Here is a 23022-nt window from a genome sequence, read left to right on the forward strand (position 1 = left end):
GCCCTCGCCCGTTCACTCCCGCAAGCCTCGCGCCGAGCGCGGCCGTGAGGGCGCCGGACGAGGCGAAGCTTGCGTGAGCGAACCGCGCGACGCGCCCAGGAACGACGAAGGGCGGGTGCTCCTGGGGGAGCACCCGCCCTGTCGGCGGAAGGCGCGCGCTACGCGGCGACGTGCGCGAAGAGGAACCAGCGGTCCTTGTCGAGGCCGCGGGCGATCTCGATCGCCACGTCTTGCGAGGTGGGGTCGATCTCTCCGAGCTCGGCGACGGCCTTGTTCACGACGGTCAGCGCGACATCGATCTGCGCGATGATCGTGGTGATGGTGGCGTCGCTCTTCTGGAAGCCGGCGGGCATCTCGGCGGCACCGGTCTTGGCGGCGACGGTTCCGATGCGGGCGTCGATCGGGAGTCCCAGGGCGACGACGCGCTCGGCCGCCGTGTCGGCGTACTCCTGCGCGTGGTCGACCACGGTGTCGAGGAGCTCGTGCACGCCGATGAAGTTGGCGCCGCGCACGTGCCAGTGCGCCTGCTTGCCGTTCACGGCGAGTGCCTGGAGCTCGACGACCACCGGCGCGAGGAACTGGGCTGCGGCGGCGGCGACGTCGGGGCTCGTGGTGCTGGTGGGGGTGGTGATTACCTCGGTCATGATGTTGTCCCTTCGTGTGCCGATACCTCAACCGTACTCAGCTGAGAGCGCGCCGCAAGCAAGCTGAGGCTCGGCTAATGGAGGTGAGGCAACCCTCGCTAAAGGGCGCTTGACGAGGGAAAAGGCCTGCGGATGTAGGCATTCGAGTTGGGCAGGTACATCGTGACGATCGCCACCACGGCGAGCAGTCCGTGCGCGATCGCGATCGAGGGGTTGCTCTGGAACTCCAGCACCACCCCGAGTAGCCCGATGACCCCGAGGATGGTGAGTGCGTTTCGCGCCCACGGCCGCCCGCGCAGCAGCTTCGCCGCGCACACGATGCGGAACACGGCGAGCGCGATCATGACCACACCCACGGCGACGAACACGCCCGCCGCGAGGCCGACCTCGGGCGTGTCCGCCACCACGACGCCCACGAGGCCACCGGCGATCGCCACCACGACGCCGGCGATGATGCCGAGGATCGCCTCGGCGAGCCACAGACCGAAGGAGAGCTTGATCTCCCAGGGCGACGCCTCGAGGGGGGACTCCCCGGTGAACTCGGGACCGGACAGTTCGGCGTCAGACATGGCCCCAGACTATAGGTGGTCGTCGGAGGCGTCGTCCCACCCGTTCAGGGGAGTGGTGCACCCGTTGCGGAAGACGTATTGAGAGGGTAGCCGCCTCTCGTGACTCGACCAGTCGATCGCCGGGCGCCGCGCATCCTGAGGCAGGTAGCCGAGCCGGTACACGGCCATCAGCTCGAGCGAGTCGGGCACCTCGAGCAGCGTCACGAGCTCGTCCCAGCGGCCGGGCACCTCCATCGGGAACGACACGAACTGGATGCCCATGCCGAGTTCCACCGTGGCCAGCCACACGTTCTCCATCGCCGCGCCCATGCTGAACACCGAGTAGAACGAGCTGAGTTCGCCCGGCCGGTACTCCGCGCGGTCGAGCATCACGCCGAGCAGCAGCGGCGAGCCCGCCACGAGTCGGCGGTTCTCCTCGCCGAGAGTCTGCGGCACGCGGAACGAGTTCATGAGCTTCTGCCCGCGCGGGGTGAACACCTGCTTCGTGAACGGGCGCAGCACCGCCGGCAGCTTGTCGAAGAGCATCCCGCTGCGCTTCTGGGCCATCTCCTCGGCGCTGAACCTGAAGTAGGGCTTGTAGCGCTCGAAGAAGGTGCCGTTCGACATCGCCTCGGTCATGCTCTCGCCGCTGATGGTCGCGATGCGGTCGATCAGTGCGCGGTCGTCGATCAGCACGAAGCGCCACGGCTGGCTGTTGAGCTGGGAGGGGGCGCGCGCGGCCACCTCCATCAGCAGCCGCTGGTGCTCCTCCGACACGGGGTCGGGCAGAAAGGGGCCGTTGGTGGTCTTGCGGCGGCGCACCACGTCGAGGAACTCCATCTCAACGCCGCCCGTCGAGCAGCAAGGCGGCCGCGTAGAACGGGGCGGCGGCGAGGGCGATGAGCGGGTGCCGGCGGGTGCGGGCGCTCACACGCGGGATGATCGCGAGCGGCACGGCCGTCGGCAGCAGGGCGAGGGCAGCGGATGCGCGAGCCGTGTCGCGGGAGCGCGGGCGGTCGTGCGGGCGGTGCGGCGCGCATCCGGTTCTCGTCGCCGCGACCACGAGCGCCACGAGGGCCGTGCCGGTGAGCACGCAGGTGGAGATGTACAGCGCGTGGTGCACCCAGCGGAACCCGCTGGTGTCGACGACGCGGAGGGCCACCGCGCCACCCAGTGCGCAGTTCGCCGCGTAGCTGGTGGCGGCGGCGGCCAGCAGCGGCTGCGGTGTCATGCGGCCACACTACGCGGGTGGTGCAAGACTGGGGAGGGTGTCGTCGCAATCCTCTCCCGACCCGTCACCCGCGACCGTGCCCCGGGCGATCGTGGTCGTGATCGCGGTGCTCGCGTCGGTGCTGGCGCTGGGCGGCCAGACCGCGGTCGCCGGTGCGACGATCGGCGCCACCGCGGGTGTGCGCGCCGTGGTGGAGGCGATGCGGGCGGCCTCGGCGACGGAGGCGGTCTCCGCCGGGGAGAGTTCGCCCCAGGCGCCGGGTGACGGATCGGGCGTGGGATCGGGTGAGGATGACGCCACCGAGGTCGTGCGCGCCCGGTTCGGTCAGACGGTCACCTACGACGACGGCCTCCAGCTCTCCATCGGCGCCCCCGAAGTCTTCGAGCCCTCTCCCGAATCGCGTGGGGGCGGACAGGCCGAATCGGTGATCTTCACCATCACGTTGCACAACCCGGGATCGCAGGAGGTGCCGCTGCGCGCATCCTCGGCGGTCTCGTCGGCGGGCGAGCCGGCCTCGGTGGTGGTGGACGGCGCGAACGGGCTGAACGGTGTGCCCCCGGTGGGGTCGATCGCGCCCGGGCAGACCGTGAGCTACCGGGAGGGCTACTCGGTCGCGTCGGCCGCCGACGTGGTGGTGTTGCTCGAACCGTCGTCGGACTACTACCCGGCACGGTTCGCGACGGACTGACGTTTCGCGGCGGACTGACAGCGTGCACGCGCCGAGGGTGACGCCGAGGGTGAATTGACCGCGAATCGACCGGATGCTCGACAGCTGCTGGTTAGCGTGGGTGACGACCCGCCGTCCTTCCCCTGACGGGCCGGGGCGTCCTACCCAGGCGCTCCGGCGGGGTCCTCGTTCCATCGAAAGGCCCGCCATGTCCGATTCCGATGCCGTTCGCCCCGAGGGCGACGCCTCGTCGCACGAGCAGAAGCTCCACGCAGCCGCCAGTTGGGCCGCCGCGGCGGTCGCGCTCGCGGTGCAGGATGCGGTGCGGGGTCGCTGAGGCGCCGTCTCTTCAGCGCAGCGAGTCGATGAACTCGCGCAACTCCGACACCACTTCTTCGAGCGGCTTGCCCTGACTGGCGGCCAATCGGGCCATCGACCACGACAGGCACACGATCGAGGCCGCCACCGTGTCGCCGGCGTCGGGGATCTCGAGATCGCGGTTGTCCGCATCCGGAACCAGGCGGGCGAGAGCGAGCTCGAGCACCGCCACATTGTCTTCGGGAGTCGCCTCCGCAGACTGTGACACCACCGCATCCAGCAGCACGTGTGCCGCCAGAGCCCCGTTCGGTGGAACGACCGACATGCAACCTCCCCAGGCCCAGCGGCCCTCTCCCGGAGCCGCGCTCGATGATATCGCGTACGCCGCAAGCCCCGCGCGCCACCCACACCCGAGACGGCGCCCACATGCCCGAGAGGGAGGCGTCTCCGAGATGACGACTTGACCGAATGGGGACCGCGCGGGCGGCGAGGACGCCCGCGCCATATACACAGAGGGGATGACGGGAATCGAACCCGCGTAATCAGTTTGGAAGACTGAGGCTCTACCATTGAGCTACATCCCCGCACCGCAGCGCAGCCGCGGCACTCGGACATCGTAGTACAGCTAGGAGCGCGCTGTGTGACGGGCTGGCCGCGTGCGGTAGGCTAACCGAGGCCATTTCGCCGCCGGGGCGTAGCTCAGCTTGGCTAGAGCGCCCGCTTTGGGAGCGGGAGGTCGCAGGTTCGAATCCTGTCGCCCCGACACGACACCGAACCTCAGACACCATTTCAGGAGAGACCCAACGTGAAGACCACGGTCGAAAAGCTCAGCCCCACTCGCGTGAAGATCGCGATCTTCGTCACCCCCGAGGAGCTGAAGCCCAGCATCGATCACGCCTACAGCCACATCGCGGAGCAGATCAGCATCCCCGGTTTCCGCAAGGGCAAGGTGCCGCCGCCCATCATCAACCAGCGCGTCGGCAAGGAGGCCGTTCTCGAGCACGCCGTGAACGAGGGCCTCGACCGCTTCTACCGTGACGCCGTCACCGAGAACGAGCTGCGCCCGCTCGGCCGCCCCCAGGCCGACATCGTCGAGTGGCCCAAGGCCGCCGACTTCTCGGGTGACCTCGAGCTGGCCATCGAGGTGGATGTGCGCCCCGAGATCGAGCTGCCCGAGTACGAGGGCCTCGAGGTCGCCGTCGCCCCCGCCGCCGTCGAAGAGTCCGACGTCGACGAGGAGCTCGAGCGCCTCCGCAGCCGCTTCGGCACCCTCGTCACCGTCGACCGCCCGGCCAAGACCGGCGACTTCGCTCAGATCGATCTCGTCGCCACCGTCGACGACGTCGAGGTCGACACCGCCTCGGGCATCTCCTACGAGATCGGCTCCGGCGAGCTGCTCGAGGGCATCGACGAGGCGCTTGACACCCTCACCGCCGGTGAGACCACCACCTTCGAGGCCCCGCTCCTCGGCGGCGAGCACGCCGGCCGCGACGCCGTCGTGACCGTCACCCTCACCGCCGTCAAGGAGCGCGAGCTCCCCGACGCCGACGACGACTTCGCGCAGATCGCCAGCGAGTTCGACACCATCGACGAGCTGAAGACCTCGCTCAAGGAGCAGGTCGAGAAGCAGAAGACCTTCGGTCAGGCCTCCGAGGCTCGCACCAAGATCGTGGAGACCCTGCTCGAGAAGGTCGAGATCCCGGTACCGCCCGCGCTCATCGAAGACGAGGTGCACCGTCACCTCGAGGGCGAGAACCGCCTCGAAGACGAGACCCACCGCGCCGAGGTGACCGAGTCGTCGACCAGCACCTTCAAGACCCAGATCCTCCTCGATGCTGTCGTCGAGAAGGAGGAGGTCAAGGTCTCGCAGGATGAGCTCACCCAGTACCTCGTGCAGTCCTCCGCCCAGTACGGCATGGACCCGAACGAGTTCGTGAAGATCCTCTCCGAGTCGAACCAGATCCCCGCCATGGTCGCCGAGGTCGCCCGCAACAAGGCCCTCGCCATCGTGCTCTCCAAGGCCAAGATCGTCGACACCGACGGCAAGCCGGTCGACATCTCGGAGTTCACGGTGCTCGCCGCCGACGACGACGAGGGCGACAACCTGCTCGACATCGTCGACGAGGCGGGCGAGGCCGGCGACCACGCCGACCACGACCACGCCGGTCACTCGCACTGACCCGGTCACCGAGACCGCAACCGAGGGCCCGCATCCGACTCAGGATGCGGGCCCTCGGCCGTTCCCGCCGCTCACCCGCTCTGCCGACGGCGAACACGGGCTCCCGCTTCACGCGGCTCCAGTAGATTCGGAGCACTGCAAGTGAATTGGAGCGACACACATGGCCGATCAGGCTTTTCCCTCGACTGTCTTCGACCGACTGCTGAAGGACCGCATCATCTGGCTCGGGTCTGAGGTTCGCGACGACAACGCGAACGAGATCTGCGCCAAGATCCTGCTGCTCGCGGCTGAAGACCCCAAGCGCGACATCTACCTCTACATCAATTCGCCCGGCGGCTCCATCACGGCCGGCATGGCCATCTACGACACGATGAAGTTCGTGCCGAACGACATCGTCACCGTCGGCATCGGCATGGCGGCGTCGATGGGACAGTTCCTCCTCACCTCCGGCACCAAGGGCAAGCGCTACATCACGCCCAACGCCCGCGTGCTGCTTCACCAGCCGCACGGTGGCTTCGGCGGCACCGCGAGCGACATCCAGACCCAGGCCCAGCTCATCCTGAGCATGAAGCACACGCTCGCCGAGATCACCGCCGCGCAGACGGGCAAGACCGTCGAGCAGGTCAACGAAGACGGTGACCGCGACCGCTGGTTCAGTGCCCAGGAGGCGCTGGAGTACGGCTTCGTCGACCACGTGCGCGAGTTCGCCACCGACGTCGCCGGCGGCGGCGGAACCGACGCCTGAGCATCCGCACCGAGACTTCGAGAGAACAGGTAAAGAGAACCATGGAAACCCCCACCTTCGGTGCGAGTGCCTACCGCAACGGCACGATGCCCTCCGACCGCTACATCCTGCCGAGCTTCGAGGAGCGCACCGCCTACGGCTTCAAGCGTCAGGACCCCTACGCGAAGCTGTTCGAAGACCGCATCATCTTCCTCGGTGTTCAGATCGACGACGCGTCGGCCGACGACATCATGGCGCAGCTGCTCGTGCTCGAGTCGCAGGACCCCGACCGCGACATCGAGATGTACATCAACTCGCCCGGTGGCTCGTTCACCGCGATGACCGCGATCTACGACACGATGCAGTACGTGCGTCCGCAGATCCAGACGGTGTGCCTCGGTCAGGCCGCGTCGGCCGCTGCCGTGCTGCTCGCCGCCGGCACCCCGGGCAAGCGTCTCGCCCTGCCGAACGCGCGCATCCTCATCCACCAGCCGGCCACCGGCCAGGGCGGCGGGCAGGCGTCCGACATCGAGATCCAGGCCCGTGAGATCCTGCGCATGCGCACCTGGCTCGAGGGCACCCTCTCGAAGCACTCGAAGCGCTCGCTCGAAGAGGTCAACAAGGACATCGACCGCGACAAGATCCTCTCCGCCGACGAGGCCCTCGAGTACGGCCTCATCGACCAGGTGCTCACGTCGCGCAAGAACGTCCCGGCCTTGGTCAGCTAGTAGTGCTGGTCCAGCGAGGCCCGTCGCCGTTGGCGGCGGGCCTCGCTGCTCGCGCCGCCGCTACTGCGGCGCGAGGCGACATGTGGGTGTCCGGTCGCTGCGCGGCCGGGCTCCCACCTTGGGTCGTCGAGAAGGGCCTGATGCGTTCGGTCTCGTGATGAGGCCCGTTCACCGAAGGTCGGGATCGCGATGGCCTTCGGGTTTCCCGCGGAGGGAGGGTCGCGGAATGGTGGGGCGACCACCAGGGCGAGTGAGTCGCCGTTGGGGGAGTGGCTGAAGCTGCGACGGGGCTGGTGGCTCCGCGGTGGGGATTCTTCTTGCGGGCCGAGACGATGCACGGCTATTACAGCTACCTCGAGGCGCTGCCGAACTCGCCCGATCGCGATCTGCACGAGATGAGCCACGGGGAGTCGTTCCTCGCGCTGCTGGATCGCAAGATCGACTCGCCAGGCTTCTTCTGTCTCGACGAGCCGGAGGCGGCTCTCTCGTTCGATTCGACGCTGCGGTTCCTGGCCCAGCTGATGGAGTTGCGCCGGGCCGGGGCGCAGGTGGTGTGCGCGACGCACTCGCCCATCCTGGCGGCGATGCCGGATGCGACGGTGCTCGAGGTGGGGGAGTGGGGCATCCGCGAGACCGAGTGGGAGGAGCTCGAGATCGTGGGGCACTGGCGGCGTTTTCTGGAGGCGCCAGGCCGGTATCTGCGACATCTCGACGGGTGAAGGGTGAAAGCTGCGTCATTGTCCGTCTGTGTCGGGGGTTCGGGTTAGGCTCGTGGGAACACAGCGACTAGGAGGCTGGGTATGGCACGCATAGGAGAGAGCGCCGACCTGCTCAAGTGCTCATTCTGCGGGAAGAGCCAGAAGCAGGTTCAGCAGCTCATCGCCGGCCCCGGCGTGTACATCTGCGACGAGTGCGTCGAGCTCTGCAACGAGATCATCGAGGAGCGTCTCTCCGAGGCCAGCGAAGAAGCGGCCGGCGAGTTCGAGCTCCCGAAGCCCAAAGAGATCTACTCCTTCCTCGAGGAGTACGTCATCGGCCAAGACGCCGCGAAACGCGCCTTGAGCGTCGCCGTCTACAACCACTACAAGCGCACCCGCGCCCGCACGGCCATCGTCTCGGCCGAAGCGCAGGCCAACGAGGTCGAGATCGCGAAGAGCAACATCCTGCTCATCGGGCCCACCGGATGCGGCAAGACCTACCTCGCGCAGACCCTCGCGAAGCGGCTCAACGTGCCGTTCGCGGTCGCAGACGCCACCGCCCTCACCGAGGCGGGCTACGTGGGCGAAGACGTCGAGAACATCCTGCTGAAGCTCATCCAGGCCGCCGACTACGACGTCAAGCGTGCCGAGACCGGCATCATCTACATCGACGAGGTCGACAAGATCGCCCGCAAGGCCGAGAACCCCTCCATCACCCGCGACGTCTCGGGCGAGGGCGTGCAGCAGGCGCTGCTCAAGATCCTCGAGGGAACGGTCGCGAGCGTGCCGCCGCAGGGTGGCCGCAAGCACCCGCACCAGGAATTCATCCAGATCGACACCACGAACGTGCTGTTCATCGTGGCGGGCGCCTTCGCGGGTCTCGAAGAGATCATCTCGCAGCGCGCCGGCAAGCGCGGCATCGGCTTCAACTCGCCGCTCTACAGCAAGAAGGCCGACCCGAGCATGTTCGGCGAGGTGCTGCCAGAAGACCTGCACAAGTTCGGTCTCATCCCCGAGTTCATCGGCCGCCTCCCCGTGGTCACCACGGTCACCCCGCTCGACCAGGCGGCGCTGATGCAGATTCTCACCGAGCCGCGCAACGCCCTCGTGCGCCAATACCAGCGCATGTTCGAGCTCGATGGCGTGGAGCTCGAGTTCGAGCGAGACGCCCTGGAGGCCATCGCCGACCTGGCGGTGCTGCGCCAGACCGGCGCCCGCGGTCTCCGCGCCATCATGGAGGAGGTACTCGGGCCCATCATGTTCGAGGTGCCCTCCACCGACGAGGTCGCCCGCGTCATCGTCACCCGCGAGGCCGTGCTCGAGAACGCCGCTCCCACCATCGTTCCGCGCGCGCCGCTCCGCCGCGAAGAGAAGTCGGCCTGAGCCAGGTCACCGAGCCCGCGCCGAAGCGCGGGTTCTCGCTGGTGCAGCCGATCTCGGCGGGGGTCGTCGCGTCGCTCACCGGCTTCGCGAGCTCCTTCGTGCTCGTCGTGGCGGGGCTCCGCGCGGTCGGCGCCGACGACGCCCAGGCCGCGAGCGGCCTGCTCGCCGTCACCGTGGCCAGCGGGCTCTGCTGCATCATCCTGGCCCTGAGCTTCCGCCTCCCCATCTCCTTCGCCTGGTCGACCCCCGGCGCCGCGCTGCTCGTGGCCGCCGCCGGCACCACCGACGACTTCCGCGCCGCGACGGGCGCCTTTCTCGTCTGCGGCGTGCTCATCCTGCTCTGCGGTCTCTGGCCCTGGCTCGGCAGGGCCATCACGAGCATCCCGCGGCCCCTCGCCAGCGCGATGCTCGCGGGCATTCTCTTCCCCATCTGCCTCGCACCCATCACGGCCGCGGTCGAGATCCCGTGGCTGGCACTGCCCGTCATCGGTGTGTGGCTCGTGCTGTTCCGCTTCGCGCCGCGCTGGGCGGTGCCCGCCGCCATGGTGGTGGCGGTGATCGGCATCGTCGTGTCGGCCGATGGCGACTGGCTGAACGGCGCCAGCATCGTGCCCCACCCCGTGTTCGTCGCGCCCGTGTTCGACCCGCTCGTGATCGTGAGCCTCGGTCTGCCGCTGTTCATCGTGACGATGGCGGGGCAGAACGTGCCCGGGTTCGCGGTGATGTCGACGCTCGGCTACACGCTCCCGCCGAGGCCGCCGCTGTTGGCCTCGGGCATCGGCACCGTCGCGGTGTCGTTCATCGGCGGGCACGCCGTCAACCTCGCCGCCATCACGGCCGCCATCATGGCGGGCCCCGACTCGCACCCCGACCGCTCCAAGCGCTGGATCGCGACGGTCGCCAACGGCGTCGGGTTCGTCGTGCTGGGGCTCGGCGCCGGGGTCGCCACGGCGCTCATCGCCGCCGCCCCGCCCGTGCTCATCACGGCGGTGGCGGGTCTCGCCCTGCTCGGCACGCTCGTCACGGCGGTCGTGAGCTCACTCGAGATGCCGGCCCATCGCATCCCGGCCATCGCCACCTTCCTGGTCACGGCCTCCGGGGTCACCATCGTGAGCATCGGCTCGGCGTTCTGGGGGCTGCTGGTGGGCGGTGTCATCATGCTGTGGAGCGCCTTCCCGTGGCGACGACGCCCGGCGAAACCCGACGCCGACGCCGATGCCGCGCCCGGCTCCGCGCCGGACTCCGCCCCCGACCCCGCACCGAAAGGCTGACGAATGACCCTCACCCCCGTGCGCCTCGGCCACTCCGGCCTCAAGCTCTCGCCGATCGTGCTCGGCTGCATGAGCTACGGCACCCCCGACCGCGGCACCCACCCGTGGACCCTGCCCGAAGAGCGGTCCCGGCCCTTCTACGTGCAGGCCCTCGAGGCCGGCATCACCACCTTCGACACCGCCGACATGTACTCCGCGGGCACCAGCGAGGAGATCACGGGCCGGATGCTCGGCGAGCTCGCCCGCCGCGACGAGATCGAGATCGCGACCAAGGTGTTCTTCCGCACCGGCCCCGGCGCGAACGCCGAAGGACTCTCGCGCGGCCACATCCTGAACGCGATCGACGCGAGCCTCACCCGGCTCGGCACCGACTACGTCGACCTCTACCAGATCCACCGCTGGGACCCGACGACCCCCATCGAAGAGACGATGGAGGCGCTGCACGACGTGGTGAAGTCGGGCAAGGCCCGCTACATCGGCGCCAGCTCGATGTGGGCGTGGCAGTTCGCGAAGGCCCAGCACGTGGCCGAGAGCAACGGATGGACGCGGTTCGTCTCGATGCAAGACCAGTACAACCTGCTGCAGCGCGAAGAGGAGCGCGAGATGCACCCGCTCACCCTCGATCAGGGCGTGGGGGTGCTGCCCTGGAGCCCGCTCGCCCGGGGCCGGCTCACCCGGCCGTGGGGCGAGGAGACGGCCCGCACCGGCAGCGACGAGGTGACCAAGTCCATGTACGGGCAGGCCGACGCGGCCGACCGCGCCATCACTGAGGCCGTGGGCGCGGTGGCGGATGCGCGGGGCGTGAGCCGCGCACAGGTCGCGCTGGCGTGGGTGCGGCAGCAGGAGGCGGTGACGGCGCCGATCGTGGGCGCCACGAAGCCGCACCACATCGCGGATGCGGTGGCGAGCCTCGAGATCACGCTCACGGAGGAGGAGCTCACAGCGTTGGAGGCGCCCTACACGCCCCGCTTGCCCGAGGGGTTCTGAGCCCGGGAGCCCGGCGGACCAGCCCTTACGCCCCCGGCGTCACCACGGCCGCGTCGGCCTCGGCGTCGTACTCCACGACGGTTTCGTCGTCGAGCTCGACCACCGGCTTGCCCTCGAGCCAGGTGAGAGTCCAGCTCCAGTCGTCGGCCTTCACACCCTGCTCGGCCAGCTCGCCCTCGACCTCGTAGATCGCGTCGATCACGGCCTGGGGGAGCTTCGACGGTGGCTCGTCACCGACGAGCCACCGCGTGCCGAGCTGGATCATCAGAGAACCTTCTCGTAGGTGACCCACTTGGTCTTCGAGGCGACCGAGTCGTAGAGCTTGCGCGCGGTCTCGTTGTCTTTCGCGGTGATCCAAGTGACCACGGCGATGCCGCGCTCGCGGCCCACCGCGTAGACGGCCTCGATGAGCGCGCGGCCGACCCCGGAGGTGCGCTTCTCGGGCAGCACGAACAGGTCGTCGAGGTAGATGCCCCGGTTGCCCTCGAGCGGGCGTGCGAACTCGCGGAAGTGCGCGAGCCCGATCACGGAACCCTCGTCGTCGACCGCTACGAGGCACTCGAGCTCGTTGGCGGGATCGATGATCCAGCTCCACACCAGCACGGCCTTCTCGTCGTGCAGCGGTGTCTCGTAGAACTCTCCGTAGCCGGTGTACACCGCGTGCCACGGGAAGAACTCGCTCTCGCTCACCGGTCTGACCTCGATCGGCATCGTCGCCTCCTCGCTCATGCTGTGCCCTCTGCCGTCTCGGCGGGCGCTAGAACTATATCGCTCACCACGAGCTCCTCCGCGGAGGCGAAGTGCAGCTCCTCGATGCGGCCCACCGCCTTGAGGTCGCCCGCGACGAGCTGCAGCAGCTCGATCTCCTCGGCGGGGCCCGCGATGGTGGCCGAGGCCACGGGCACGCGCTGTGACACCTTCGCCTCGGTCTTGGTGCGGCGGATGGCGATGAGCGCCCGGCCGGCGAGCTCGAGCACCCTCGCGTCTGCACCCTCGGTCATCAGCGCCGGCCACGCATCCGTCGGCCACTTGGCCGTGTGCACGCTCTCGTCGTGGGTCCACGACCACACCTCTTCGGTGGCGAACGGCAGGTAGGGCGCGAACAGGCGCAGCTGCACCTCGAGCGCGGTGCGCAGAGCGATCACGGCCGACGCGCGCTCCTCGGGCGAGGCGTCGGAGCGGTAGGCGCGCTCCTTCACCAGCTCGAGGTAGTCGTCGCAGAAGGTCCAGAAGAAGCGCTCCACCGTCTCGAGCGCGCGGGCGTGCTCGTAGGAGCGGAGGTCCGTGGAGGCGGCGGCCACCACGCGGTCGAGCTCGGCGAGCATGCCCTTGTCGAGCGGGTTGCTCACCGGGAAGGAGCCCTCGGGCAGCTCGAAGCCGTAGACGAACTTGGCCGCGTTGAGGATCTTGATGGCCAGGCGGCGCCCGATCTTGATCTGCGTGGGGTTCTTCTCGTCGAACGCCGCGTCGGTGCCGAGGCGCGACGAGGCGGCCCAGTAGCGCACCGCATCCGAGCCGTGGGCGGCCAGGATGTCGGCGGGCGTGACCACGTTGCCCTTCGACTTCGACATCTTCTTGCGGTCGGGGTCGACGATGAAGCCCGAGAGCGCGGCGTGCGCCCACGGCTTCTGACCCGACTCGAGCGTGGAGCGGAGCATGGTGGAGAACAGCCAGGTGCGGATGATGTCCTGCCCCTGCGGCCGCAGGTCGTAGGGGAACACCGTCTCCCACAGGGCGGCGTCGCGCTCCCAGCCGCCCGCGAGCTGCGGGGTGAGGGAGGAGGTGGCCCAGGTGTCCATCACGTCGACCTCGCCCTGGAAGCCGCCGGGCACGCCGCGCTGCTCTTCGGAGTAGCCGGGTGCCGCATCCGACGACGGGTCCACCGGCAGCGAGGCGGCCTCGGGCAGGATCGGCTGGTCGAACACGGGGTTGCCGTCGGCGTCGAGCGGGTACCACACCGGCAGGGGCACACCGAAGAACCGCTGGCGCGAGATGAGCCAGTCGCCGGTGAGGCCGCCCACCCAGTTCTCGTAGCGCACGCGCATGAAGTCGGGGTGCCAGTCGAGCTCCTGCCCCAGCTTGATGAGCCGGGCGCGGAGGGCTTCGTCGCGGGCACCGTTGGAGATGTACCACTGCCGGGTCGACACGATCTCGAGCGGGCGGTCGCCCTTCTCGAAGAACTTCACCGGGTGGGTGATGGGCTTCGGGTCGCCGATGAGCTCACCCGAGGCGCGCAGCAGCTCCACCACGGCCTGCTTGGCCGAGAAGACGGTCTTGCCCGCGAGCTGCGCGTAGGCCTCGCGACCGGCCTCCGACTCGATGGCGGCCGGCGGCTCGCTCACGACGCGGCCGTCGAAGCCGATGATGGCGCGGTTGGGCAGGTCGAGGTCGCGCCACCAGATGACGTCGGTGAGGTCGCCGAAGGTGCAGATCATGGCGATGCCGGAGCCCTTGTCGGCCTGCGCGAGGTGGTGCGCCAACACGGGCACCTCCACGCCGAACACGGGCGTGGTGACGGTGGTGCCGAAGAGGGGCTTGTAGCGCTCGTCATCCGGATGCGCGACCAGGGCCACGCAGGCGGGCAGCAGCTCGGGGCGGGTGGTCTCGATGAACACGGGCGAGCCGTCGGCCGCGTGGAACTCGAGGCGGTGGTAGGCGCCCGGCTGCTCCTTGTCCTCCAGCTCGGCCTGCGCCACCGCGGTGCGGAACGTCACGTCCCACAGGGTGGGAGCCATGGCCTGGTAGGCCTCGCCGCGCTCCACGTTGCGGAGGAACGCGAGCTGGGAGGCGGCCTGCGCCTCACGCGAGATGGTGCGGTAGGTCTGGGTCCAGTCGACCGAGAGGCCGAGGTCGCGCCAGAGCGACTCGAACTGCTTCTCGTCTTCGACGGTGAGGATCTCGCAGAGCTCGATGAAGTTGCGGCGCGAGATGGGCACCTGGTCGGCGGCCTTCGACGACTTGTTGTCGCCGCCCTCGAAGGGCGGGGTGAAGTCGGGGTCGTAGGGGAGCGACGGGTCGCAGCGCACGCCGTAGTAGTTCTGCACGCGGCGCTCGGTGGGGAGGCCGTTGTCATCCCACCCGATCGGGTAGAACACGCGCTTGCCGGTCATGCGCTGGAAACGGGCGATCACGTCGGTGTGCGTGTAGGAGAAGACGTGACCGATGTGCAGAGAACCGGATGCGGTGGGCGGCGGGGTGTCGATGGAGTAGACGGTCTCGCGGCTCGCGCCCTCACGCGGGAAGAGGTAGGTGCCCTGCTCGGCCCACCGCGCATCCCACTTCTTCTCGAGGCCCTCGAGAGCCGGTTTCTCGGGCATGCGTTCGGACATGGTGGGGCCTCCAGGACTATGGGCGGCACCGTGTCAGGTGAAGAGGTGCCTAATTATCTGCTGCCAAGTCTACCGAAAACGGGCGCAGCAGGCCCTTGTCGACGACCCAGGGTGGGTGCGCGGCCGCGTGAGCGACCGCACACCCACATGTCGCCCGCGCCGCAGAGGCGGCGGCGCGGCATCAATTACGGCACCAGCACGGCGCGGCCGGTCACCTTGCCGGCCTCGAGGTCGTCGAAGGCCTGCTGGAAGTCGGCGAGGGGGTAGCGCTTCACCTCGACCTCGAGCTTGCCCTGCTGGGCGAGAGCGATCACCTGCAGCTGGTCGGCACGGGTGCCGCCGTAGGAGCGCTGCACGTTCACGCCCCAGGGGAGGGTCTCGGTGGAGGAGTCGGAGGCGTAGGTGAACGAGCCGCCGCCGAGCCCCACGAAGCGGAGCGCGCCCTCGGGAGCGATGATCTGCGTGGCGAGCGTGACCGTGGGCTGCACGCCGACGAAGTCGAACACCGCGTCGGCGCCGTAGCCGTTGGTGAGGTCGAGCACCTTCTGCGCCGCCTCGGAGTCGCTCTTCAGCACGACGTCGGCACCGAGCTCGCGGGCGAGCTCGAGCTTGGTCTCGTCGTTGTCGATGGCGACGATGCGGGCGCCGGTGGTGGCCTTGAGGATCTGCAGGCCCATGTGCCCGAGCCCGCCGACCGCGATGACGACGGCGGTGGAACCGGGGGTGAGCCGGTCGCGCGCGGAGTTGATGGCGTGCATGGGGGTGACGCCCGCATCCGCCAGCGGAGCCGCGGCCACGGGGTCGAGGTCGCCGATCTTGTCGAGGTGGCGCGCCTTCACCACCATGTACTCGGCCATGGCGCCGTCGGGGCCGAGGCCCGGGGTGGTGGGGAACATGGCGCGGCTGCCGTTGACCTCGCAGGCGTTGTCACGGCCCTCCACGCAGGCGCGGCAGTGGCCGCACGCCCACACCACGCTCACGAGCACCGCGTCGCCCTTCTCGAAGCCGTCGACGTCCGACCCGGTCGACTCCACCCATCCGGCGCCCTCGTGCCCGACGGTGCCGCCGAAGAACGGCCACTCCTCGCCCATGTGCAGCACGTGCAGGTCGGAGTGGCAGAGGCCGGCTCCCGCCACCTTCACGAGCACGTCGTCGGGGCCGAGTTCCGGCACCGCCACATCCTGCAGCTCCATCGTGTGTGGGCCCACCAGCTTGACCGCCTGCATCGGAATCGTGTCCTCTCTTGATCGTCTGTGATCGTCGTGATCCGGGCGGCATCGACGCCTGCCCGAGATTCACGATACGCCCTGTCTGACACCTGTCCGATAATTCCCGGTGAACGTAAACTGGTGCGATGGACTCGCGAGCGCTCCGAAGCCGCACCGCGCTCGTCGACGCGGCCTACCGGCTGGCCTCCGAGCGCGACATCGACGAGCTCACGGTGACCGACGTCACCGCGGCGGCGGGCATCAGCCGCGACACCTTCTACCGGCATGCGAGCGACCCGGTCGACCTCGTCGCCACCGCGCTGCACGCCGAGCTCGCCGAGGCGCTCGCCGCCTATCTCGCGATGCCGGCGACCCTGGTGGGAGCGGAGCCCGGCACGAGCGTGTTCGCCGAGCCGACCCGCGTGTTCGTGCAGCACGTGCGGGCCCACGCCGAGATCTACCGCCGATCCTCGCGCGGCGGCCTCAGCAGCCGCCTGCGGGCCGTGCTCACCGACGCGGCCGAGGAGGTGCTGTCGGCGCACCTGCGGAGGCACCCCGAGATCGTGCCCGCCTCGCTCGCCCCGCTCGATGAGGTGTCGTTCGCCATGACGGTCGCCTACGCGGCCGGCGGCACGGTGGCGGCCACCGAGGCCTGGCTCGTGCACGGCGACCTCGACGACATCGACGGCGCCGTGCGAGTGGTGCTCGCGACGGCGCCGTCGTGGTGGCTGGGCCTCGGCTGAGCCGAGTCCGGGTCGAGGTCGAACCCCAGCCCGAGCCGCGGCTCAGCGGATGTTCGCCCTGAGGGTCGAGAGCTCGCGCTGCAGTGACGCGGGGATGCGCTCCCCGCCGATCTCGCCGAAGTACCGCTCGATCTCGTCGGCCTCGCGGCTCCAGGCCTCTCGGTCGACCGAGAGGATGGCCTGCAGGTCTTCGTAGCCGAGGTCGAGCCCGGCCACGTTGAAGTCGCGCACCCGGGGAAGCTTGCCGACGGGGGTGTCGACGGCCTCGACGTCTCCCTCGATGCGGCGCACGACCCACTCCAGCACCCGCGCGTTCTCCGAGAACCCGGGCCACAGGAACCGGCCGTCCTCGTCTTTGCGGAACCAGTTCACCGAGAACACCGGCGGAGCCTCCGCCCCCAGCGCCTCGCCGATCTCGAGCCAGTGCGCGAAGTAGTCCGCGATGTCGTAGCCGCAGAACGGCAGCATGGCGAACGGGTCGTGGCGCAGCCGGCCGACGGCGCCCTCGGCCGCGGCCGTCGTCTCCGAGGCCATCGTGGCTCCCATGAAGACGCCGTGGTTCCAGTCCCGGGCCTGCGACACGAGCGGCACCGTGGTGGGCTGGCGCCCGCCGAACAGGATCGCGTCGATCGCGCCGACCTCGGGCGAGTCCCACGTTCCGTGCGGTGGTGCGTCGCGAGATCGAGGCGGGCCGCACGAGCGTCGTGGTCGACCTCGGCGCGGTGACCTTCATGGACTCCTCCGGCCTCGGCGCCGTGGTCGGCTGCCTCAAGACCGCCCGGCAAGCCGGCGGCGACCTGCGCATCGCGGCCCCGAACGAGCAGGTCATGATGATCCTGCGCCTGTCGAACCTCGACCGGGCCTTCAAAGCCCACGAATCACCGGAGGTGGCCTTCCACGCTTGAACTCAGACGTCGGGAGGGCCAGGCGTCGGGCGAATCGATGTGATTCGCGGATCATCGACGGTGAAACCCAACCAGCGATAGTCGCTGATGACCTCATCGATGGAGCGCTTGCCGCGAGCGTGCACGGCGACCATCCAGGCGGGAACAGGGAGGGTGGGATCCAGCCATGGTTGCTGGCCGTCGGCGTCTCTGCTGATCATCCTGAGGTGTCGGGGGCGCACCCGACTGAATTCATGTACAGGCACAGGAAGACGGCGTAGAGCTGCCTTCTCCGAGACAGAGTCCAGAGGAGGCTCGACGCCCGTAGGTGAGAAGGTGACCCCGTACGTCTTGAACCGTTCACGCGCCTCTGATTCGGAGTATCCGAGTTCGCGCGCTGCCCGCCGAACGTGAGCCGTTCGGTACGCAACCGCCGCGGAAAGGAACGGCGGCTGGCCGTCGAGGTCTCTGCTCAGCATCACGATGTCGTCGTCGGAGGGGAGGTGATCTGGGAAGGTGAGGTCAGGTGTGGCATCGAAGCCCAAGGCATTCAGGATTTCGATCGCCTGAGCGCAGGTGATACCTGCAGCGCGTGCCGCGCGAACGATGTGATCCAAGCCCAGCTCTTCTGACGTAGCCGACCACGGGGCAATTCCATTCGTGCCTGCACTTGCGCACACGAGTTCCGCAGATGTGAGCATTGCGGTCTCACGATCGAAGCTCTGCGTCTCGATGAATCGTTCTCCAAGCTCCTCGGTGATTCTTGCGATCGGGACGTCGAGCTCCCATGACGTCCTGATGACGTCGAACACGGCAAGCGGCTTGAACGATCCGTCTGGCCTCCAACGATCCGAGAACGAAAGGGCCGTTCTCACCAGCTCGGTACTCGGCGGGAGAAGATGCGCATCATCGCGCGTGGGAAGGCAGAGTTGCTTGGCTCGTTCGACGATGTCGGCGAGAGGATAAGCCAGATGGCGCTCCGCTTCGTAAAGCAACGAGGTACTGGACGACCATCGAAGGGACTCTTTCGGGTTGAGTTTGGGGGACAGCTGATGATGAGAGCTCCCCAGTAGCACAGCATCTGACGGTCGTGCGGGCACCACCCGGCGGGTTGGGAGCCGAGTACGCAGCTTCGGGAACTGGCCGGCCAGCTGGAGTCTGGCGAATCGCCAGTCGATGACTTCTCCAGGCGCGCCGGACGTCGCGACGCCCTCGTCGCCCGACATGAACCCAGAGATCCGAATGTCGACCGCTGTGCCGTGAATGCTGAGTGTCCTGTCAGCTCTGCTGGAGGCGGCCTCCACGACGGCGTCTGCCACGCGCGGCATAAGCTCACTCATCGAGCTCAGCCAGGCGGTGTCACCGACGACACTCCAACAGTGCTCCACCGCTTCCGCTGCAGAGCGCTCCGCCAAGGTGCTGACGACGCTGGTGCGCAGATCGATGATCGAGCGTCGATCAGCCGTGAGGCGCGGGGCAAGTGGTCCGCGCAAGTTCACAATCACTCCCTTAAACCACTGGCCGACCCAGATACCATCCACCACGACCGCCCCGGGGAATCCCGGCGCAATCCACCACAACTCACCGGGAATGGCAACCTGCGCATATGGGGGCGGGGGCGGGGTAGGAGTCGATGCCCGATTGAGTTCATCTGGCAGCCAGAGGTGCTGAGGGCCGCGGTCGTCGATCGCACTCAAGGTCACGGGGCAGACAACGACGAGTTTGCGGAGCGTTGATACCGCAGACACCTCCGCCGACGGTTTGAGCCAGAGGCGCACATGTGTTCCGCAAGACGTCGAAGGCCCGAGATCAACGATGTCGAACTCCTCGGCGGGCCCAGGGATGTGCATCGCGAGAAGATTACCGATCGTTCCGTCGCTGTTCAGGCGTGCTGTGCGAACAGAGATCTCGCTCGCCACCATAAAGTACGACAGCACTCCGATGCCGAACAGCGAATTCTGCCAGAACTCGACGGGGGGATCGGCCGCCGCGAACATCTCGATCTCGCGAGCGCGCTCGTCGAGATCGGAGGCACGCACCCCGGCGTGGCAAAAGGACCCCGCTAGTTCAACGAGTCCCATGCCGGCTCCGCGATCGACGCAATCGATGTAAGCGCGCCCGTCGTCCGAAGTCCCCTGGTGGAACTCGATCACGGGGTCCTGCGCAGAACCGATGTCCGGGGGCACACCCAGAAGCTTTTGGCGAGCTATCAACAGTCGCCATGCGTCGAGGGCATTCTGATACGCCTCGCGCACGGCCAGAGCGGGGTCGCCGTACAGACTCTCCCCGATGAGGAACTCGCGAATCCTGCCTTCAGCGAGGTGAAAGCGAAGACCCGAGGCTATGACGGGCCGCGAGGAACCTTCCATCGGCCCTCCGTCGGCATTAATGAGGTTAGCTCGAGTAAGCACGATGGGAGTCTAGCCTTGCAAACGCTGTTGTGCGCGTTCTCGCCAGCGGTACGGACGGCGAGTACGCTCCGAATCATGCGGAGTGTGCGAGTGGAGCGACCATGCACCGACGCCCACGAAGACGCACGTCTGGAGGCGCTCGCCGCGGTCGGGGTGCTCGGCACGCCGCCGGAGGAGCGCTTCGACCGCATCACCCGGCTCGCGCAGGAGCTGCTGCAGGCGCCGATGTCGTACCTCAACATGGTCGACCGCGACTCGTACGTGGTGAAGTCGCCGCAGCCCGAGCCTGGGCCCGCGCCGCGCTACCCGTACGGCACCGCGTTCCGCGAGTACACGGTGCACGGCGACGGTCTCTTCGAGGTTCCGGATGCGCGGCACGATCCGCGCTTCAGCGAGACTCCCGCGGTCACCCACTTCGGTGTGGGTTCCTACGCCGGGGTGCCGCTGCGAGTGCCCGGCGCGAGGCCCTCGGCCGCTGAGCGGAGGGCGAGCTGCGCGAAGGGCCCGACGAGCCCGTCGGCACGGCTGACGCCGCGAGCCGGGCGCACGAGCTGCCGACGGTGCACGCCGGCTCGGTCGATGCGCTTCGGTGAGGTCAGCGGCGACCTGTACGGCTGGTCGGGCGACGACGAGGCGATCGTGGCGACGCTAGGCGACATGATGGGCAAGGGCCCCCGCGCCGGCGCTGTCGCCGAGGCACTGCGGTCGGCGCTGCACTCGGCAGCCTCGGGTGCGACCGAGTCCCCGGGTGAAGCACTTCCACGGGCCTCCCGTGAGCTCGCCCCGCGCTTTGACGAACTGGGCCGCTTCGCCACACTGTTCCACGCGCGCGTCGATGCCCGCACGGGGTGGTGGAGTTCGTCGACGCGGGCCACGGGCTCACCCTTCACCTGGGCAGGGAGGGCACGACTACACGTCTCACGTCGTATGACATGCCCCTCGGCCTCCAAGCGGAGTCCGACGGCTGGACCGTGCAGCAGGTGCACCTCGAGCCGGGTGACGTGCTGCTGTCGGTCACCGACGGGGTGCGCGACGCCTACGACTCCACGCTCGCGAGCCTCGACCGCATCGCGGAAGAGCTGCGCGTGCAGCCCGCGGTACCGGCCTTCCTCGACACGATGACCGCGCGCATAGCGATCACCTTCGGCTGAGACCCGGCCACCTCGGTCGCAGCCGGTTCCTACCGCACGTTGGCGCGGAGGGTGCTGAGCTCGCGGTGCAACTGGTCGGGGATGCGGTCGCTGCCGAGCTCCTCGAAGTAGTGCTCGATCTCGTCGGCCTCACGGCTCCACGCGGCGCGGTCGACCGAGAGGATCGACTGCAGCTCCTCGTAGCCGAGGTCGAGTCCGTCGACGTTGAAGTCGCGCACCTTGGGGAGCTTGCCGACGGGGGTGTCGACGACCTCCACGTCGCCTTCGATGCGACGGACGATCCACTCGATGACGCGTGAGTTCTCGGAGAACCCGGGCCACAGGAATTTGCCGTTCTCGTCTTTGCGGAACCAGTTCACCGAGAAGATGGGGGGCGCATCCGTTCCGAGCTTCTCACCGATGGTCAGCCAGTGGCCGAAGTAGTCGGTGATGTTGTAGCCGCAGAAAGGCAGCATCGCGAACGGGTCGTGACGGAGTCGCCCGACGGCGCCCTCGGCGGCGGCGGTGGTCTCGGAGGCCATCGTGGCTCCCATGAACACGCCGTGCGACCAGTCGCGGGCCTGCGACACCAGCGGCACCGTCGAGGGCCGGCGGCCGCCGAACAGGATGGCGTCGATGACGACACCCTCGGGCGAGTCCCACTCGGAGGCGATCGACGGGCACTGGTCGGCGGTCACCGTGAAGCGCGAGTTCGGGTGCGCGGCCGGTGTGCTCGACGACGGGGTCCAGTCGTTGCCCTGCCAGTCGATGAGGTGGCCGGGGGCCTTCGGGGTCAGGCCCTCCCACCACACGTCGCCGTCCTCACGGAGCGCCACGTTGGTGAAGATGGAATTGCCCCACACCGTGTCGACCGCGGTGGGGTTGGTGGTGATGCCGGTGCCGGGCGCCACGCCGAAGAAGCCGCGCTCGGGGTTGATGGCGCGCAGCCTGCCGTCGGGACCGGGGCGCATCCAGGCGATGTCGTCGCCGATGGTCTCCACCTTCCAGCCCGGGATGGAGGGGTTGAGCATCGCGAGGTTGGTCTTGCCGCAGGCGCTCGGGAAGGCGGCGGCCACGTGGTACACCTTGCCCTCGGGGCTCGTGATCTTGATGATGAGCATGTGCTCGGCGAGCCAGCCCTCGTCGCGGGCCATGACGCTCGCGATGCGCAGGGCGAAACACTTCTTGCCGAGCAGGGCGTTGCCGCCGTAGCCCGAGCCGAACGACCAGATCTCGCGGGTCTCGGGGAAGTGCGAGATGTACTTGGTGGGGTTGTGCGGCCACGCCACGTCGGCGTGCCGCACGCCCTCGGCGTCGACGAGGGGGGCGCCCACGGAGTGCACCGCGGGCACCCAGGGGGTGTCGGGCCCGATGAGGTCGAGTGCGGCGGTGCCCATGCGGGTCATCAGCTGCATGCTGATGACGACGTAGGGCGAGTCGGTCACCTGCACGCCGAGCTGCGAGATGGGGCCGCCGAGCGGGCCCATCGAGAACGGCACCACGTACATGGTGCGGCCGCGCATGCTGCCGGCGAACAGGGTGTCGAGCTCCTCGCGCATGCCGAAGGGGTTGCGCCAGTTGTTCGTGGGGCCCGCATCCGACTGCTTCTCGGAGCAGATGAAGGTGCGGTCCTCCACCCTCGCCACGTCGGCGGGGTCGCTGCGGGCGAGGAAGCTGTTGGGGCGCCATTCGGGGTTGAGCCGGATGAGGGTACCCTGGGCCACCATCATCTTGGTGAGCTCGTCCCACTCGCGCGTGGAGCCGTCGCACCACACGATCTCGTCGGGCTTGGTGAGCAGGGCGATGTCGCGCACCCACTCGTTCACGGCCGGGTTACGGCTCGGTCCGTCGACATCGACCAGCGGGCGGCTCTCGAGGATGCTCATGCGGAGTCCTGTCTCTCGTCATCAAGGGGCGGTTCTTCGACTATTCCGCGTGT

General features: G+C 68.6%; 23 protein-coding genes, 2 tRNA genes and 3 pseudogenes. 14 read left to right on the forward strand and 14 right to left on the reverse strand.

From position 1 onward, the window contains the following. Nucleotides 1-158 precede the first annotated feature (158 nt). The 4 genes from N1031_RS08610 to N1031_RS08625 form a co-directional block, all read right to left on the reverse strand. Nucleotides 159-644 (reverse strand): Dps family protein, encoded by a 486-nt coding sequence (locus tag N1031_RS08610; protein WP_259479205.1) that lies wholly within the window; start codon nt 642-644, stop codon nt 159-161. 98 nt (nt 645-742) lie between these two features. Further along, on the reverse strand, nt 743-1213 hold the full coding sequence (locus N1031_RS08615; RefSeq protein ID WP_259479206.1) for a hypothetical protein: 471 nt from the start codon (nt 1211-1213) through the stop codon (nt 743-745). 9 nt (nt 1214-1222) lie between these two features. Then, complete coding sequence (locus tag N1031_RS08620; RefSeq protein ID WP_259479207.1) at nt 1223-2032, reverse strand: nitroreductase family protein; 810 nt, start codon at nt 2030-2032, stop codon at nt 1223-1225. A 1-nt stretch (nt 2033) separates the two neighbouring features. Then, nucleotides 2034-2423, reverse strand: coding sequence for a hypothetical protein (locus tag N1031_RS08625; protein WP_259479208.1), 390 nt, complete (start codon nt 2421-2423; stop codon nt 2034-2036). 37 nt (nt 2424-2460) lie between these two features. On the opposite strand from N1031_RS08625, the gene N1031_RS08630 reads away from it, so the two are divergent. Continuing rightward, nucleotides 2461-3111, forward strand: coding sequence for a hypothetical protein (locus tag N1031_RS08630; protein ID WP_259479209.1), 651 nt, complete (start codon nt 2461-2463; stop codon nt 3109-3111). 187 nt (nt 3112-3298) lie between these two features. Further along, nucleotides 3299-3427, forward strand: a complete 129-nt coding sequence (locus tag N1031_RS08635; RefSeq protein ID WP_259479210.1) for a hypothetical protein — start codon at nt 3299-3301, stop codon at nt 3425-3427. Between the two features lie 12 nt (nt 3428-3439). Here N1031_RS08635 and N1031_RS08640 read toward each other — a convergent pair whose 3' ends face one another. Further along, entirely contained in the window at nt 3440-3733 is a 294-nt protein-coding gene (locus tag N1031_RS08640) for a hypothetical protein (protein WP_259479211.1), read from the reverse strand. 188 nt (nt 3734-3921) lie between these two features. Continuing rightward, nucleotides 3922-3992 (reverse strand) — tRNA-Gly (locus N1031_RS08645). 104 nt (nt 3993-4096) lie between these two features. Here N1031_RS08645 and N1031_RS08650 point away from each other — a divergent pair. The 8 genes from N1031_RS08650 (at nt 4097) to N1031_RS08685 (ending at nt 11378) form a co-directional block, all read left to right on the forward strand. Then, nucleotides 4097-4171 (forward strand) — tRNA-Pro (locus N1031_RS08650). A gap of 42 nt (nt 4172-4213) precedes the next feature. After that, complete coding sequence (gene tig / locus N1031_RS08655) at nt 4214-5587, forward strand: trigger factor (RefSeq protein WP_259479212.1); 1374 nt, start codon at nt 4214-4216, stop codon at nt 5585-5587. Between the two features lie 160 nt (nt 5588-5747). After that, nucleotides 5748-6332: an ATP-dependent Clp protease proteolytic subunit gene (locus N1031_RS08660; RefSeq protein ID WP_259479213.1), complete on the forward strand. Its 585-nt coding sequence runs from the start codon at nt 5748-5750 to the stop codon at nt 6330-6332. Nucleotides 6333-6373: 41 nt separating this feature from the next. Continuing rightward, nucleotides 6374-7039, forward strand: coding sequence for an ATP-dependent Clp protease proteolytic subunit (locus N1031_RS08665; protein WP_259479214.1), 666 nt, complete (start codon nt 6374-6376; stop codon nt 7037-7039). A gap of 269 nt (nt 7040-7308) precedes the next feature. Then, a complete protein-coding gene (locus tag N1031_RS08670; protein WP_259479215.1) occupies nt 7309-7758 on the forward strand; it encodes an AAA family ATPase in 450 nt (149 codons plus the stop codon). 81 nt (nt 7759-7839) lie between these two features. Beyond that, nucleotides 7840-9120: an ATP-dependent Clp protease ATP-binding subunit ClpX gene (clpX, locus tag N1031_RS08675; RefSeq protein ID WP_259479216.1), complete on the forward strand. Its 1281-nt coding sequence runs from the start codon at nt 7840-7842 to the stop codon at nt 9118-9120. A 41-nt stretch (nt 9121-9161) separates the two neighbouring features. Then, nucleotides 9162-10391 carry a benzoate/H(+) symporter BenE family transporter gene (locus N1031_RS08680; RefSeq protein WP_259479217.1) on the forward strand — a complete coding sequence of 410 codons (1230 nt, stop codon included), beginning with the start codon at nt 9162-9164 and terminating at the stop codon, nt 10389-10391. A 3-nt stretch (nt 10392-10394) separates the two neighbouring features. Beyond that, nucleotides 10395-11378, forward strand: coding sequence for an aldo/keto reductase (locus N1031_RS08685; protein WP_259479218.1), 984 nt, complete (start codon nt 10395-10397; stop codon nt 11376-11378). Nucleotides 11379-11403: 25 nt separating this feature from the next. Here the strand turns inward: N1031_RS08685 and N1031_RS08690 are convergent, their stop codons facing one another. The 4 genes from N1031_RS08690 to N1031_RS08705 all read right to left on the reverse strand — a co-directional run bounded on the left by N1031_RS08690 (nt 11404) and on the right by N1031_RS08705 (nt 15933). Next, a complete protein-coding gene (locus N1031_RS08690) occupies nt 11404-11643 on the reverse strand; it encodes a hypothetical protein (protein ID WP_259479219.1) in 240 nt (79 codons plus the stop codon). Beyond that, nucleotides 11643-12089: a GNAT family N-acetyltransferase gene (locus tag N1031_RS08695; RefSeq protein ID WP_259479220.1), complete on the reverse strand. Its 447-nt coding sequence runs from the start codon at nt 12087-12089 to the stop codon at nt 11643-11645. The genes N1031_RS08690 and N1031_RS08695 overlap by 1 nt, the downstream gene beginning before the upstream one ends. A 14-nt stretch (nt 12090-12103) precedes the next feature. Then, a complete protein-coding gene (valS, locus tag N1031_RS08700; RefSeq protein WP_259479221.1) occupies nt 12104-14707 on the reverse strand; it encodes a valine--tRNA ligase in 2604 nt (867 codons plus the stop codon). A 185-nt stretch (nt 14708-14892) separates the two neighbouring features. Further along, nucleotides 14893-15933, reverse strand: a complete 1041-nt coding sequence (locus N1031_RS08705) for an NAD(P)-dependent alcohol dehydrogenase (RefSeq protein WP_259479222.1) — start codon at nt 15931-15933, stop codon at nt 14893-14895. Between the two features lie 128 nt (nt 15934-16061). On the opposite strand from N1031_RS08705, the gene N1031_RS08710 reads away from it, so the two are divergent. Further along, entirely contained in the window at nt 16062-16658 is a 597-nt protein-coding gene (locus N1031_RS08710) for a TetR/AcrR family transcriptional regulator (RefSeq protein ID WP_259479223.1), read from the forward strand. Between the two features lie 42 nt (nt 16659-16700). Here the strand turns inward: N1031_RS08710 and N1031_RS08715 are convergent. Further along, nucleotides 16701-17303: pseudogene (locus N1031_RS08715) on the reverse strand (phosphoenolpyruvate carboxykinase domain-containing protein); the annotation flags it as partial. 23 nt (nt 17304-17326) lie between these two features. Here N1031_RS08715 and N1031_RS08720 point away from each other — a divergent pair. Next, nucleotides 17327-17563 (forward strand): STAS domain-containing protein, encoded by a 237-nt coding sequence (locus N1031_RS08720; RefSeq protein WP_259479224.1) that lies wholly within the window; start codon nt 17327-17329, stop codon nt 17561-17563. Between the two features lie 2 nt (nt 17564-17565). On the opposite strand, the gene N1031_RS08725 is transcribed toward N1031_RS08720, so the two are convergent. Beyond that, nucleotides 17566-19911, reverse strand: a complete 2346-nt coding sequence (locus N1031_RS08725; protein WP_259479225.1) for a wHTH domain-containing protein — start codon at nt 19909-19911, stop codon at nt 17566-17568. Nucleotides 19912-20178: 267 nt separating this feature from the next. Between N1031_RS08725 and N1031_RS20510 the strand changes: the two are divergent. Beyond that, nucleotides 20179-20346: pseudogene (locus tag N1031_RS20510) on the forward strand (hypothetical protein); the annotation flags it as partial. 35 nt (nt 20347-20381) lie between these two features. Here N1031_RS20510 and N1031_RS08730 read toward each other — a convergent pair. Then, entirely contained in the window at nt 20382-20612 is a 231-nt protein-coding gene (locus tag N1031_RS08730; RefSeq protein WP_259479316.1) for a hypothetical protein, read from the reverse strand. Nucleotides 20613-20640: 28 nt separating this feature from the next. Here N1031_RS08730 and N1031_RS08735 point away from each other — a divergent pair. Next, nucleotides 20641-21104: pseudogene (locus N1031_RS08735) on the forward strand (PP2C family protein-serine/threonine phosphatase); the annotation flags it as partial. A gap of 29 nt (nt 21105-21133) precedes the next feature. On the opposite strand, the gene N1031_RS08740 reads toward N1031_RS08735, so the two are convergent. Further along, entirely contained in the window at nt 21134-22969 is a 1836-nt protein-coding gene (locus tag N1031_RS08740; RefSeq protein WP_259479226.1) for a phosphoenolpyruvate carboxykinase (GTP), read from the reverse strand. Nucleotides 22970-23022 lie beyond the last annotated feature (53 nt).

It is taken from the genome of Herbiconiux moechotypicola (genome assembly GCF_024979255.1).
Taxonomy (GTDB): domain Bacteria; phylum Actinomycetota; class Actinomycetes; order Actinomycetales; family Microbacteriaceae; genus Herbiconiux; species Herbiconiux moechotypicola.